The sequence below is a fragment of the Paenibacillus sp. MT86 genome (assembly GCF_058792535.1).
Map to the genome: position 1 here is coordinate 3,552,740 of NZ_CM179499.1, position 14,712 is coordinate 3,567,451.

General features: G+C 48.1%; 10 protein-coding genes. 1 reads left to right on the plus strand and 9 read right to left on the minus strand.

All coding sequences use genetic code 11. The features are described from left to right. Positions 1 to 282: 282 nt before the first annotated feature. From AC3RCL_RS15745 to AC3RCL_RS15780, 8 genes are all read right to left on the minus strand, one after another. Positions 283 to 846 (minus strand): dihydrofolate reductase family protein, encoded by a 564-nt coding sequence (locus tag AC3RCL_RS15745; RefSeq protein WP_492530564.1) that lies wholly within the window; start codon positions 844 to 846, stop codon positions 283 to 285. A gap of 145 nt (positions 847 to 991) precedes the next feature. Continuing rightward, a complete protein-coding gene (locus AC3RCL_RS15750; protein WP_277745904.1) occupies positions 992 to 1,543 on the minus strand; it encodes a dihydrofolate reductase family protein in 552 nt (183 codons plus the stop codon). A 575-nt stretch (positions 1,544 to 2,118) separates the two neighbouring features. Continuing rightward, positions 2,119 to 3,384, minus strand: coding sequence for an FAD-binding protein (locus AC3RCL_RS15755; RefSeq protein WP_492530567.1), 1,266 nt, complete (start codon positions 3,382 to 3,384; stop codon positions 2,119 to 2,121). Positions 3,385 to 4,030: 646 nt separating this feature from the next. Beyond that, positions 4,031 to 5,749 carry a response regulator transcription factor gene (locus AC3RCL_RS15760; protein ID WP_492530569.1) on the minus strand — a complete coding sequence of 573 codons (1,719 nt, stop codon included), beginning with the start codon at positions 5,747 to 5,749 and terminating at the stop codon, positions 4,031 to 4,033. 3 nt (positions 5,750 to 5,752) lie between these two features. Continuing rightward, positions 5,753 to 7,372, minus strand: a complete 1,620-nt coding sequence (locus AC3RCL_RS15765; protein WP_249732721.1) for a sensor histidine kinase — start codon at positions 7,370 to 7,372, stop codon at positions 5,753 to 5,755. A gap of 152 nt (positions 7,373 to 7,524) precedes the next feature. Next, positions 7,525 to 8,403 carry a carbohydrate ABC transporter permease gene (locus AC3RCL_RS15770; protein ID WP_492530572.1) on the minus strand — a complete coding sequence of 293 codons (879 nt, stop codon included), beginning with the start codon at positions 8,401 to 8,403 and terminating at the stop codon, positions 7,525 to 7,527. Between the two features lie 12 nt (positions 8,404 to 8,415). Beyond that, positions 8,416 to 9,318 carry an ABC transporter permease gene (locus AC3RCL_RS15775; RefSeq protein ID WP_015735498.1) on the minus strand — a complete coding sequence of 301 codons (903 nt, stop codon included), beginning with the start codon at positions 9,316 to 9,318 and terminating at the stop codon, positions 8,416 to 8,418. A gap of 88 nt (positions 9,319 to 9,406) precedes the next feature. Further along, the gene (locus AC3RCL_RS15780) at positions 9,407 to 11,116 is read right to left on the minus strand and encodes an extracellular solute-binding protein (protein ID WP_096773828.1); all 1,710 of its coding nucleotides are present in this window, start codon (positions 11,114 to 11,116) and stop codon (positions 9,407 to 9,409) included. A gap of 279 nt (positions 11,117 to 11,395) precedes the next feature. Here AC3RCL_RS15780 and AC3RCL_RS15785 point away from each other — a divergent pair, with 279 nt between their 5' ends. Beyond that, complete coding sequence (locus AC3RCL_RS15785) at positions 11,396 to 12,883, plus strand: alpha-N-arabinofuranosidase (RefSeq protein ID WP_492530575.1); 1,488 nt, start codon at positions 11,396 to 11,398, stop codon at positions 12,881 to 12,883. Positions 12,884 to 13,105: 222 nt separating this feature from the next. Here AC3RCL_RS15785 and AC3RCL_RS15790 read toward each other — a convergent pair whose 3' ends face one another. Further along, positions 13,106 to 14,680 carry a glycoside hydrolase family 43 protein gene (locus AC3RCL_RS15790; protein WP_492530577.1) on the minus strand — a complete coding sequence of 525 codons (1,575 nt, stop codon included), beginning with the start codon at positions 14,678 to 14,680 and terminating at the stop codon, positions 13,106 to 13,108. Between the last annotated feature and the right edge of the window lie 32 nt (positions 14,681 to 14,712).

The following is a 14,712-nucleotide window of genomic DNA, read 5'->3' on the forward strand; positions in this document are numbered from 1 at the left end:
AGACCATTGATCAATAAGCTCAGTGGGGGTACGCCTATATATTAATTCATATGAAGAGACCCCACCTGAATTATGCAGGCAGGGTCTTCGTCATGCGTGACATCGAGCACGATAGACATGATTACGAGTAACAAGGTCATCGTGGGTTTGTGATCGTTCCTGCCAACGTGATGCTTTATGCACAATAAAAAGCCGCACATTGTGCGACTTTGTTTATATCAGCCTATCGCCATACCGGTATCTGATAACATGACATCTCTTGTATTCAATCCAGCGCCATTGTCAGACAATCATGCGGTAGTGAAGATGAACAACGCCGCTTGGGAAGTGGCGCACACCGAGCAGCTCGAGCCGCATGCTGAGGTTGTCCGGCAATGCTCGTTTACCTCCACCCAAGACGATCGGATTAAGAAGCAGATGACACTCGTCGATCAGTCCCGCTCTCATCGCCTCCCCAGCAAGCTCGGGGCCGCCAATCGTGATATCGGCTCCTGAAGACTCCTTCAGCATCCGGATCGCTTCAGGATCGAATTCGCGCTCGATCCTAGTCCTGGCGCTTGAAACCGCCAGAAGTGTCCGGGAGAACACGATCTTCTTAGCTGCTCGCCAAATCTGTGCGAATTCCCGTATTACCTCTGGTTGATCACTGGGCTTGGCGCTCGCCGTCTCCCAGTACACCATCGACTCGTACAATCGGCGCCCGTATAGGTAGGTGCCAATCGGCCGCTCGAAGTCAGTCCAGAACGCAAATACCTCGTCATCGGAGATCGTCCACTCGATATTGCCGTGTTCGTCCTCAATGTAACCGTCCAAAGAAACGTTGGCTGCATAGATCAGTTTAGCCATTTCCATAATGCCCTCCAATTTTCAGTTTCCAGCCAGACCAAGTATGTCTTCTGAATTTGCACTCCTTGTGATATAAACGAAGCAGCCGACAAATGTATTATGGCTCGTATAGCAGCGCCAAGCCGCGGTGATCAGCCAGGCAGTATTATCGAACGGGCGTGTAGTGGAGCACGACGACGCCGGAGCCGAAAGGCTTGGTCTCGGTCAGCTTCAGATTCAGTCGATCACGAACTCCTCCCAATAATTGGGGGCCATGTCCGGCAACGATGGGCTGCACCAGAAAGTGATACTCATCCACTAAGCCTAGTTTTGCCAGGGTGGACCCGAGTCCGGGACCGCCGTTAACGACTAGGTTCTTCCCTTCTGCCATAAGTCGCGGCACCTCCTCGGAAACAGGCCCCTTCAACAAGAAAGAGTTCTGCCACGACACGTGATCCAGTGTCCGCGAAAAGACGTACTTGGGTTTCCGATCGAGCTTCCGCGCGAAGTCGACCAAGAACTGAGGTCCGTCGCCGCTGCTGGCAATGGATGGCCAAGCACTTTCCATCAACTGGTAGATTTTACGTCCGAAAAGCAGACCATCCGACTCGTCCATCAAGTCCATCGTATACTGGTGGAGATCCTCATCCGCAATTACCTGCGTGTGGTCACAGCAACCGTCCAGTGTCACATTCATCATCAGGATTATACGTCCCATATGCAACCTCCTTATGCCTACATTTTATCATCCAAAAGCAGGCCATGTTTCTCATAGATTGCTGATATGAACAGTCTTGGCCAGACCGAATACAACTTTAGTAAAATGGAGGATAGTAAATTAAAAGATTTTGCCCGTTAACTTATTAAGTAGGTTTGTGTTTTAGTCATTGAGGATTTCTGTTACGTTCCAGTCTATTTTCCAAGTCTACTTCTAGTTCATCAAAACAAATTTTCATCCCCCTCTTTGATTCCCAATATCAGATAAACTTCAACGAGACAGTCCCAAGTTAGTTCGTATACTTGACTATCTTAAAAGTGCTTCCTTTTTTCAGAGTGAAGATCGTTGTTTGATAGGGTACGAAGTCAATCTGTATCTATCATTTCTGAGATACTTTGTATATCCATACGTTTCCTCTTTCCTTAACTATTGAAGAAGTTAACGGAATATATATTATGTTACCATCTAAAAACCCCCAACCCTATATTTCAGTGTTGGAGGTCTTAGCGAATGCAACAAATTAACATTTTTGTTTCATTCCATTTGATCACTTTTTCTAAAATGGTGATTAATCCTTAACATCTATGCATAATGTAATGATCCAGAAACGCATTTCGAAACTTCCCTATTGGATCGTATCGAAGTAGCAGCTGACGGAAATCCGCTAACCGCTCATACCGAGCTTGTATCATTTCCGACTCCATCGTAAACAGTTTCGCCCAATGTGGGCGTGCTCCAAACGGTTCGAGTTCACGTTCTACAAGCGGAAGTAATTGGCGCACGCGCTCCCAATCCGGCTTCCATGTAAAATGAAAACCAACACTGTCTTGCCGGTAGCATGGGCTCATCCAGAAGGTATCCGATGCAATTGTTCGAATCTCGGAGATAAAGAGCAGAGGCGCAATTCTATCACGCAGTTTTCCTAGCGCACGCATTGCCTCGACCGCATGACGCCTCGGAACGAAATATTCACTTTGCAGTTCGTTGCCCGCGCTGGGGGTAAATTCCATGCGGAAATGAGGCAACCGTTCATACCATGGTCCAGGAGCGCCCATCTGATCGCTACAGTTCACCACAGATTGGCCAGTTACCATATGCCGTTTTTCCGGAGCTGGCAAAGCCCCGAAGAAATCGGGAGATATCTCATCCTCCCCGTTTATTCCTACTTTTCGTTTTACCCACACTTGATTGAATATGGGCTCTGCCCAATCCGTAAACAAGCTGACACTGTATGCGGAAGAAAAAATTTCGTCTATGCCGTGATCCAGTGCAGAAAAAGGAAGACGATCATATACGGTCTGACTTACCTGGAACGAGGGTACTAAATCCAGTTTAAGCTTTGTGACGACTCCAAGTCCGCCGAGTCCGACAACCGCCCCATCGAACTCGGGATCTATCCCGCGTGTGAGTACCGTAACTTCTCCATCCGATTTCATTAGCTCGATAGCACGTACAGAAGACGCCAGGCTTGCATTCAGATCGCCCGAGCCGTGCGTGGCTGTCGCCACGGCGCCAGCCACGCTTATGTGCGGCAGCGATGCTAAATTATGCAACGCATATCCATGATCATTTAAATAGCGGCACAGATCGCCATACCGAATGCCACCCTCGACGGTTACAGTTCTCTGTACACGGTCGAGATCGATTACCCGATTCATCTTTCGAAGCGAAAGATGGCTGCCCCCGGTGTCGGCAATCCCGTTAAAAGAGTGGCGCGAGCCAAGCACGCGAATGCTTGTGCGGCTAACAACTAGGTCCTTAACTTCTGCTAGACTTTTAGGCTCAAGCAACTCCATCGAACAGTAGCGATAATTCCCGGCCCAGTTCAGTTTATCTCCCATATATACGCTCCTATTTAATATGCTGGTTTTTGTTCTGAATCTATTTGATCATTGGTTTACCTGATTATCCAAATACTCCTCACTTCCGTCAAACGGTACTCATAAACTTTCACGAACAGAGGCTATCGCACGTTTGTGTTGATTTACCATTACCTTACAGGAAAATCAACTTAAAACTAGGTATTCGGCATAGCGCCCCGCTTTCCTGCCCATTAGCATAATGAAATTGCATGGAATCCGTAGTTAGAAACTTATCTGATCGGCAACCGGACGATGTTCTTGTCCTTGGCTCAGGCCAAGAACTTGTACCGAAAAAAAAGCCGCTAAATTAGCGACTTTTAATGGGATTATGTTCTTTTGCCCGGCAAAATAGTAATTTCTCATGGTTGTCGAGTAAGCTAGCTTCAGTTCCCTCTTCTATCATCTCAAAATTATTCTTATGATCCTGATTTCTCGATGACATTTCAGGGGTATTGTGGCGATTCATTCAGCGAGCCACATCGATAGTATCCGGGAACTCTGATCTTGTAGTTGCAAGCATGGGCATTATGTCGTTTCAATTTGATAGCAGTCTGCATATCCACAGCCGAGGTGCCCTCGTCAAGAATAAGAATCGGCATGTTTCGAATCAGCGCTGGCATGCCGGCTATTGCTTTTGGATCATATGCTTTTCCTTGTATTCCTGCGGTGAACAGCCGGTAGCCTTTTTGAAAAAACGAGTAAAAGAGGTTGCGGTTTCGTAGCCCACACGGCGGGCAACTTCACCGATTCGGAGATTCTCGCTATGAAGTAAACGCTTCGCTTGCATAAGACGGGAGGAGTCGATAAACTCCGTCAGATTGTTTCCGGTTTCCTGTTTGTAGATACGGGATAAATATGACGGATTCAAATATACTTGTTCCGCCAATCGCACCAACGACAGGTCTTCATCCAAATGATTCCGAATGAATTCCTGCAAAAAATCGATGATATGATCCGCGCGTTTTTTCTGCTCTACTTTTTGCAAGTCGAACAACACAGACGATAACTCCGTCAAATATAAGGAAGCTTCGCTCCAACTGTCAAAAAAATCGATCCGCATCAGTCTGTTTTGACCCAACTGAGCTTCAATCTTCTCATTGAGTGCCCATCGATTGATATAGGACATCAAATACAGGGACACGGTGTAATAAATTTCCTGGGCAAAAGCATTATTTTTTGTGCGAACGTCTCTGATAGGACCAAGAAGCAGCTCCAAGGCTTCAAAATACTTACTCCTTTGTCCTGCCTCCAGATATTGCTCGATAAGCGAAAGATCGTTGGACTTAAGCACCCGCGCAAGCCTTTCTCCTTCGAGATCCTCTTCCTTCAAACCCTGAACATTGCCTGCCTCATCGGGTTCATCATGACTAACCACATCGTCGATCAGAAGAACTGTATTTTCGAGTCCGATCCGGTAATTGAGCAAGTGGTGGAGCGAGTGATACTTATTGGAAACCGATTCCCACCCATCCGCTTGGCTGCCGATTGTAAAGCTGATCGGAAGTCCGATATTTTCCTGGCATGCCGACTGGATGACCTCCAATATTCCTTTAAGGAACGACACAGTTTTATTGAACGTCTGTAGGATCGTCTCCGCATTCTCAGTACCGGTAGCGGACAACGACTCCTTAGGCTGAATAAAAATCACGAATCTGCGACTATCATCCAGCACAATCACAAAATTGACACGGGTCGCTAAGTACCTATGCATGATTTGACGTACGGCATAGATTTGCTGCATCTTCTGCATATAACCGGTAGAGTCGGGGAATTTATCGATCTTGCCCACGACCAGGGCAACCGGCCACTTAACATTCAGAGGGATCGACAATTCTTCGAACTGTGATTGGCTGGCTTGTAACCCGCGGCTGCCTTTTAACATGCCTAGAAGATAATCTTCTTGAAACAAATTCAGCGCTATGTTTATTTGTTCTTTGGCCTCCCGGATCAGATCTTCCGTTTTGATTTCCTGGCGGATTTTTGATACGGTCTCTTCGACCACCTGAATCACTTTGTCGATATTCTCGGTCTTCAGAATATAGCTGACATCCTGATACTGAATCGCTTTGTATACATATCTGAATTCACTGTGCCCTGTCAAAAAAATCACTCTGCACTGAGGCCAGCTTCGAAAAATCTCCTCCATGAGCTGCAGACCGTCAATGTGGGGCATGTCGATATCGGTCAACACGATATCAATTCTTGTACGGTTGAGCCACTCGATGGCTTCTTCTCCCCCATATGCTTTATAGACATCGAGATCCAAATGGTCAAATCCTCGAAAAATTTCATAAAGATGATTCACTATAATCTCTTCGTTATCGACAATCAGGAGTCTGTACATCCCTTACACACTCGCTTTCGGGTCAAGTTGCAGCGTCACCTTCAAGCCGCCCATTGCGCTTCGTTCCAAAATCAGGCCGTGTTCGTCACCATATATCAAGCGAAGCCGGCGATGAATGTTAATCAGACCTGAGGTCTCGATATTGGACGTATCGTAAAGGAGCTTTTGGAGCGCGGATAATTTGGACTCCGACAGATCCGTTCCGTTGTCCTCTACGATTATACGCAATGCGTGGTCGTCCTGCTGAAAGCGCATTGTGATCAAGCCTTTGACTTTGGTTTGTTCCACAGCATATTTGAATGCATTTTCAAGAATCGGTTGAAGAATCAATCTAGGCACCTGAATTTCCTTGACCTCATCCGGAAGATCTTCAAATTGGATCGTCAGCCGGCTTGGAAAACGCATGAACTGGATCTCGCTATAGGTCCGTGCGTGCTCCACTTCCTCTCGCAGCGGCAAAAAATCCGAAGCATTTCTTGTAATAAACTGAAAATAATCGCCCAGCAGCTTAGTAAACGGGATTAAATTATCGTCCCCTAGTTTGGCCATCGTGTTAATCAAAAACAAACTGTTATATAAAAAATGAGGACTAATTTGCGATTGCAATTGCTTTAGCTCCGCTCTCTGGTTTAGAATTTTCTGCTTGTATACCTGCTCGATCAAAGCAGATACGTTCTGTACCATGGAATTAAAGCCTTGATAAAGATAACCGAACTCGTTTTTGCTGTTTACGTGGATCGAAACGTTAAAATTTCCGCTCTCGACGTGTCGGAACGATCCGACAAGCTTACGCATGGGCTTGTGAATTAAGTTATAGGTGTAGATAGAGTAAAACAACATAATCATTGCGCCTGCACCGGTGAATACCCACAGCCAGATATAAAAATCCTGCAACGGCACAAAGATGAGCTCTTGGGGAATATAACGCAGTAAGAGCATATTCAAATATTCCGATTTGACAGACACCACATACATTTTCTGACCGTTTATGTTGCTGTATGTGACGTTCCCGTTCTTCAGTTCATGGTAGTTTCCCGCCAAATCTTGTAAGCGTACATTTGCATCGTTACCTTTGCCGCTAATGACGATGTCGTGCGTGAGATCAATTAAAAAGGATCCGCTGTTGTCGTAGGTATGAAACTGGCCCAACGCCTCTTGAAACGCCGCCGTATCCAGTTCAATCTCGATCATGTACTTTTGAGGCAAGCCGGCATTTCCGGAATGAAGAGTGGTTATGTAAAGATTATTCTTGTATTGTACCAGCTGCGCGCCAGTTTCCCCCGCCGGAACGCGAATCTGATCGAATTTGTCCATATCGATCGGACTTACGGTAGCCGTGGAGGAAATGGTTTTTTGAATCGGTAATATGTGTGCGCTTACATTCGAGGTGTAGGAGCTGCTGTTATGAATAGTGACGAGACGCTGATGGAGCTTTCGCATGCTTTCCATGATTTCATACTCGTCCATGATGGAATAACGTACCGCGAGCTTGCCCAGGTATTCATCAGTCAAGCTTTCGTGTTGCAAAATTTTAATGCGTTCGATCTCCTCCTCCAGGCTGGTAAGGTAGAACGAAACCTGTGCGGTCGAAGAATTAATAATTTCATTTTTTACGGTGTTCAAGCTCCAATTGTACAAATAGATGCCCAAGAAAATAATTAGGACGATCGCCAATAAGAAGGACGCGATCAATCGTGCGAAAATGCTGTTCTTGATCTGCCCTCCCTCCCTTATTCACGATTATTATTGCGGGAAACGAGGTCGGCCTTTCGTGTTTATCCTTTCACGCTCCCGAGTACAATTCCTTTGACAAAGAAACGCTGCAGGAACGGATACACGCAGATGATCGGCAGAGCTCCAAGGAAAATCTGGGCCGAACGCAGCGTCTTATCCGAAATGTCCGCCATGAGCTTGGCCTCTTCCGGCGTCATCGTGGCTAACGAGCGCTGAACGACGATCGTCTGAATGTAGCTCTGGATCGGGTAATGGCTGGGATCGTTCATATAGATTAACCCATCGAACCAGCTGTTCCAGTGCGTGACCAGTGAAAATAGCAGAATGCTCGCAAGAGCCGGCAAGGATACCGGAACGTAAATCTGCCACAGCGTTCGCCAATGTCCGGCACCATCGATAAACGCGGCCTCACTCAGTTCCTTTGGCACTGCTCGAAAAAAATTCAACAGCAAAATGACACTGAATACAGGAATTGCAGTTGGGAAGACCAGCGCCCAGATCGTGTCGATCAACCCGAGCTGCTTGACAACCATATACGTCGGAATTAATCCGGCCCCAAATATCATTGTAATAAAAAAGGCCCATGAATAAAAGGTGCGCAGCCGGAATTCTCCCTTTTCTTTCGAAAGCGGATATGCGACTGTAGCGATCAAAACGAGATTCAGCGTCCCTCCCAATGCGATGCGTTCCAAGGAAACGAGCATCGATTGCCAAAAGGCTGAACGATGTGCGACAAATTCATAGGATTTCAACGTAAATTCCTTCGGCCACAAGGTTACGGTTCCTGTTGCAGCGACAGCGCTGGAGCTTAATGACACGGCCAGGATGTGTATCATCGGAATCAAACACAGCATTCCGACTGCGATCAAGAATATACTATTGCACACAACAAACCAATCCAGCCTCTTTTTTACAGGCATATCGGTCCCTCCTTAGAAAATCCTGTAGTCCGCAACTTTATACGCGATGTAATAGGAGACGGACACGAGAACAAGCGCGATAACGGACTTGAATAATCCTACTGCGGTTGCAACCCCGAATTGCGCATCCAGCAGTCCGATGCGGTACACGAAGGTATCGAGAATATCCCCGCTTTCATATACCATCGGGCTGTACATGTTAAAAATCTGGTCAAATCCGGCATTCAGCAAATTCCCCAAATTAAGAACCATAAGCAATACGATAACCATCTGCATCCCCGGCAGCGTCACGTGAAGCGTCTGCCTCCAACGGCTCGCTCCGTCGATTTGCGCCGCTTCGTACAGGTTCGGGTTGATGCTTGTAAGCGCGGCCAGATAGATGATGGTTCCGTATCCAAACTCTTTCCATACGTCTGTCAAAATCATGGTGTTTGGGAACCACCGATTGTCCCCAAGGAAAAAGATCGGTTCAATCCCGAACGATTGAAGCGCCCGGTTGACCAAGCCGTCATTCGGTGACAGAATTTCGATAAAGATTCCGCCCAATACTACCCAGGATAAAAAATGGGGCAAGTAAATCGCGGTCTGCACTCCTCTCTTCAATGCCATATGCCGGACCTCGTTTAATAGAATCGCAATCACAATGGGCACAAGCAGTCCTAGAATGACTTTCATCATCGCGATATAAAACGTATTCCACATGATGTTATCGAAGTTGGGCAGGTTCATCACATATTCGAAGTTGCGCAGACCAATCCAGTCCTGATCGCCGAACAAACCTTTCGCCGGTATAAACTTTTGGAACGCAATAATGATTCCGCCAATAGGAAGGTAATTGAATACCAGCAAAAAAAGAAAACCCGGCAAAATCATAACATGCAGAGGCAATTCCCTTTTCCAGCTTCTTTTTTGCATAATAAATCACCCGTTTCTTAAGATGAGAATGAGGAAGGGAAAGGATGCCCTTGATCAATGCAGCATCCTTTCTCATGGTCCTAGGTACTTATTTTACAGATGCGTACCACTCATTGACTTCTTTGGTCATATCGGCTCCCCCAAGCGTATTCCAGTTCTCTACGAACTTGTCGAACTCATCAATCGAAGTGGCGCCCATAATGATTTTGACAAATACCTCGGTTTCCAGTGCTTTTAGTGTAGACTGCTTTTCCGCCATCGTTTGGGTAGGCGGTCCGGCAAACGCCTCAAGCATGAAATGGTCGTTCTCCAGGTACTTCACGCTATGCTGGAACACGCCGTCTTCCCCATAAATTTTAGGCCATCCCCATAAAGTGGTTTCTCCATTGTTGAAGGCTTCCATATTTTTCTGAATCGACAGTGCCTCGCCGGTTAGCTGATCCAAGGTTTTATTCTTACGCGCCTCCTCGATTTCCTGGAACGCATTCACGTTTTTAAATGGCGGGTAAGGTTGTACCGGCGAATATTTCCACACGCCTACGCTGTCATTGGCGGAGGGCATATAATAATAATCGAAATCTCCGCTTTCTCCCCAGTTCAACTCAATGTGCAAATTAAACATTTTCACCAGGGCTTCCGGATTGGAAAATCCTTTTCTGACGACCCAGAACTCCGAAGCGGCAAATTTCTGCGGTGACAGCACCGGTTCCCCGTCCACCGAAACCAAGGCGTAGCCTTTCCAATCAGCACCCGGATCGTTCTGATAGTTGCTGATGAGCGGATACATCGGATTCCATTGTTGCCCGAACTCCATGCCCACCTTGCCGGCGGCTATCGTCTCAGCCACCTTGCCGCCGTCCTTAACTCCGAATTCCTTGTCGATTTCACCGGCTTTATACATTGAAGACAGCGCTTTCAATCCCTCCTTTACTTCAGGAAGCGTACTGCCCCAAACCAGATTTCCCGATCCGTCATCGATCCACATGTTCGGGTACGCGTGGTAGCCGGCAAAAAAACCTTCCAGCCCCATGGCTCCGCCGTACAGATCCTTCGTAATTGCTAGACCGTAGGTGTCGTTGACCCCGTTCCCGTCCGGGTCCTGCGTGGTAAACGCTTTACTGATTGCAATCACATCATCCATCGTTTTGGGCTCTGAAAGCCCGAGTTTCTCTAACCAGTCGGCACGAAGCCAGATAAATACGCCGTCTCCGTATACCTCCGGCGGACCAAGGCCCATCATCTTACCATCAACCGTAGCGGCCTGGAGGACCGCAGGCCCTTGCACCGCGTACAGCTCCTTCATTTGGTCAGAAGCATATTCGTCCCAGTACGGTGTGAGATCCTCGATCATATCTGCTTCAGCCATCTGTTTCATTTGTGCGGCTGTGACGCGGATCATGTCCGGAATATCCCCAGATGTTAACGTAACGTTAACCTTTTGGGTGTAAGCATCCCCGCCGCTGACCGTCCAATCGTATTTTACGTTGATTCCCAGTTTTTCCGAGAACGCTTTCAACCAGCGGTTGTCTTCCACTGTTTCGCCAGGTGTTTTGGGTATGATGTTATCCTGCATATCGTTGTCTACATCGCGGGCAAATCGAATCGTAAGCGGTTCTTCATATTTGCCGAAAGGTCCTTCCGCTGCGACGGCTCCCCCTTCAGATGATTTGCCTGAACTGTTTCCTGACGGATTGGCTGACTGTTGATTGTTTGAGTCGGAACTACATGCGGTGATCAATCCTGTTAAAAGTATTGTCGCTAAGATGAGGACGACTTTCGGGTAAACCCTTCGTTTCATGCTAATAACCCCCTTGAAATCGTTTTTGCCTTGAATCACGTTTCATTTTAACCCTGAAAATTAGGAATGAATACAGACGAGCTGTTACATTTCTAACATTTGTTTACTCTTTTGTCTCACCCCATGCTCGCAGTTTTCAACAAGTTTATCATTTCTTTACGACCTCGTTTGGGAGCATGAAATCGGGTTGAACCGTTAAAATGAAAGCGCTATAATGGAACATCGCAAGGAAGTTCACAGGTCTAGCAATTATAATTTTTCCGAATGGAGAGGAAGGCCATGGCGTTACTGTTCATCGATTCAGGGCGGAAGTACGGAAAAATCAACAAAAATGTTTACGGGCATTTTTCAGAGCATTTGGGACGAGGTATTTATGGCAGCATTTATGTCGACGAAAACAGCCCCATTCCCAATATCCGCGGGATACGCACCGACGTTGTCGAGGCATTGCGGCATATCCGGGTGCCGGTGCTGCGCTGGCCCGGCGGATGCTTCGCTGAATATTACAATTGGAAAGACGGCGTAGGTGCCGAGCGCAAGCGCATCGTGAATGCAGGCTGGGGCGGCGTCGTGGAGGACAATTCATTCGGCACCCACGAGTTTTTGGATCTATGCGAACAGATCGGCTGCTCGGCTTATATCGCCGCCAACGTCGGCTCCGGTACCCCTAGAGAAATGAGCGAATGGATTGAATACATGACCTTTGACGGAGACTCGCCATTGGCGAACTGGAGGCGCCAGAACGGCAGGCACGAGCCGTGGAAGGTTGAATATGTCGGCATCGGAAATGAGAATTGGGGATGCGGCGGGCACATGCGGCCGGAATATTATGCCGATGTGTACAAGCAATTCAACACTTATGTTCGCAATTACAGCAATCATCGGATTTTCAGGGTTGCTTGCGGTGCCGACGGCAACGATTATGCCTGGACGGAAACCTTGATGCGCGAAGCGGGCACAAATATGGATGGATTGTCTCTGCATTATTACACCATGCCGGGATATTACAAATCTGACGAATATCCCGAGGAGCGCAAAGGTCCGGCTCTGGAGTTCGACAAGGCGACCTATTATCGCACCCTGCGCCGAGCGTTGTATATGGATGAATTAATTACCCGGCATAAACATGTCATGGATCGCTACGACCCCAAAGGGAAGGTGTCGATCATTATCGACGAGTGGGGAACCTGGCACGAGGCGGAGCCTGGGACTCACCCGGCATTCTTGTTTCAGCAAAATGCGATGCGAGACGCCATTGTCGCCGGAGTGTCCCTGAATATATTTAACGCCCACAGCGACCGGGTTCAGATGGCCAATCTGGCACAGCTGGTCAATGTGCTCCAATCGGTCATACTGGCGGAAGGCGAGGATATGGTGCTCACACCGACGTACCATGTATTCGATCTCTATAAAGGGCATCAAGATTCGACACGGATCGAAAGCTATATACAACCGCAGCTGATGGGGACAACCGAAGCCGAGGTGCCGACTCTGCACGTCAGCGCATCGAAACGGGCGGACGGCCGCGTTCACGCGACAGTAGTGAACTTGTCCGCAGATGAGTCCCAGCAGCTCCTTTGCGTGTTGGATGGTCAAGCGTTTTCCTCTGCCGAAGTTCGTTACATTTCTGGGACCATGACGAGCCACAACGCGTTCGGCCGTCCCCCGCAAGTCGAAATAAATAAGATGCCGATTATTCCAATTAAGGACAACCGTTTGGATATGCACCTTCCCGCCTGCTGCGTTGCTGAAATCGTGTTGTCTTAATGCACCCAGGCTAGCTTGTGGCCGAGTTCGTTGATTTGTCGATAGCTCCACTTCCCCTACAGATGAAGCCGGATGGCTTCTTGCTTGAGTCTTCTGAAAATGCTTGAATTTTGTTCTTTATTTGCATCATAAAATGCACCCCTAGAAATCATCGGAATAGCCAGGAGATTCCAATGTCTATTCTAAGGGGTGCACTTAATGGTCTGATACCGCTTTTGCCATTCACATTTCTTTATATACAAAATAATCAAAATCAGCGTGTTTGCGGGTCCCGCCAAGATCCTGCACGCAAAGACCGATGTAGGTTCCCGTAAACCGGATATATTCAGGAGATTCATCCGACAGATGCGTGATATCGAACCATCCGCCTGCCGGGTGCCAGGACGGATCATCCTGTAACGCATAGTAGAAGCAGGCACGGTCATGATCAACCACAACCTTTAACCGGATTCCGTTCACCGATTTCAGCGGAATATCCTCCAGCAGCTCATCGTAAACCCCGTATCTGGACTGAATGATTCCCAGGCACAATCCTTTCTCTTCGTGATAAGTTACCCGTAAATAAAGATAGTCTTTCGTATCGTAATACAGAATCAGCCCTGCCATTTGCTGCGGATGGTCCGGTGCAAACTCCAGACAAGTCTCGGCTTCGCACGCAAAAGCCTGCAGTCTTCGGGCGACCATGCTCTGCCTGTGCGTCGAGCTCATCGACTCCATGCCGCACAGGCGCAAGTAACCGGGACGTTCCGTAAGGCTCAGCCACGTCGGATCCGGCGGAATACGAAGCGTATCCCAATCGCTCCGAAGCATGGGTTGATCAAAGTGGTCCATCTCCGGTGAGTGTTCAAAAGGGTGCGGCTTGATTTTCGGTGCAGGCACCTGAAACTCGGGATATCGGTGACCGCTCGCAAGCCGCAGCCAGCCGTCCTCGCTCCAAGTGCACTGCTGCAGCGCCGTCTCACGGCCAAGCGTGCAAAATTGTCCTTTGACGGGCCGGCCGACCAGGTGGGCCAAGTACCATTCGCCGGTGTGCGTCTCGACGAGACTGCCGTGACCGGCCTTCTGGAGCATTAAATCCGGCCTGCCGTATGAAGTAAGGATCGGATTGGCAGGATCGACCTCATAAGGGCCCTGTAACGTGCGGGAGCGTGCTACCGTCACCGCATGCTCGTAACCGGTTCCCCCTTCAGCCGTTATTAAATAATAAAAATCCTTATATTTGTACAGATGCGGCGCTTCCGTCAGCCCTAATTCCGTGCCTTTGAATATGTTGACGACTGGCCCGATCAGTTTTTGTTCCTGAACGGAAAATTCCTGGAGCACGATGCCCGAGAACCGATTCTTTCCCTTACGGTGATCCCAAATCATATTGACCAGCCACTTGCGTCCGTCCTCATCATGGAATAAGGATGGATCGAATCCGCTGCTGTTCAAATACACCGGCTCGGACCACGGGCCTTCGATATCCTTTGCCGTCACAAGATAATTATGGGTATCTTTAAAAGCGCCGATCCGGCTTTTGACATCCGTGTAAATCAGGTAAAACACGCCGTTGTCATAGCTAAGGCAGGGAGCCCATACTCCTCCGGAATCGATGTTGCCTTCCATATGCAGCTGCGATGTCCGGGTCAGCGGAGATTGTATCGTCTTCCAATGAACCAGGTCCCGGGAATGGTGAATCCGTACGCCCGGGAACCATTCGAAGGTGGACGTGGCGATATAATAATCTTCCCCCGCCCGGCATATGGACGGATCGGGATGAAAACCGCGAAGAACGGGGTTTGTGATCATATTCATTTAAGTTCCCTCCGGTATGAAAATGATGATTG

What these genes read in the sequence shown, in the direction of transcription:
- AC3RCL_RS15775 (WP_015735498.1), bottom strand. Translation starts at nt 9,318, where the DNA reads ATGCAAAAAAGAAGCTGGAAAAGGGAATTGCCTCTGCATGTTATGATT.
- AC3RCL_RS15760 (WP_492530569.1), bottom strand. Translation starts at nt 5,749, where the DNA reads ATGTACAGACTCCTGATTGTCGATAACGAAGAGATTATAGTGAATCAT.
- AC3RCL_RS15790 (WP_492530577.1), bottom strand. Translation starts at nt 14,680, where the DNA reads ATGAATATGATCACAAACCCCGTTCTTCGCGGTTTTCATCCCGATCCG.
- AC3RCL_RS15745 (WP_492530564.1), bottom strand. Translation starts at nt 846, where the DNA reads ATGGCTAAACTGATCTATGCAGCCAACGTTTCTTTGGACGGTTACATT.
- AC3RCL_RS15750 (WP_277745904.1), bottom strand. Translation starts at nt 1,543, where the DNA reads ATGGGACGTATAATCCTGATGATGAATGTGACACTGGACGGTTGCTGT.
- AC3RCL_RS15780 (WP_096773828.1), bottom strand. Translation starts at nt 11,116, where the DNA reads ATGAAACGAAGGGTTTACCCGAAAGTCGTCCTCATCTTAGCGACAATA.
- AC3RCL_RS15755 (WP_492530567.1), bottom strand. Translation starts at nt 3,384, where the DNA reads ATGGGAGATAAACTGAACTGGGCCGGGAATTATCGCTACTGTTCGATG.
- AC3RCL_RS15770 (WP_492530572.1), bottom strand. Translation starts at nt 8,403, where the DNA reads ATGCCTGTAAAAAAGAGGCTGGATTGGTTTGTTGTGTGCAATAGTATA.
- AC3RCL_RS15785 (WP_492530575.1), top strand. Translation starts at nt 11,396, where the DNA reads ATGGCGTTACTGTTCATCGATTCAGGGCGGAAGTACGGAAAAATCAAC.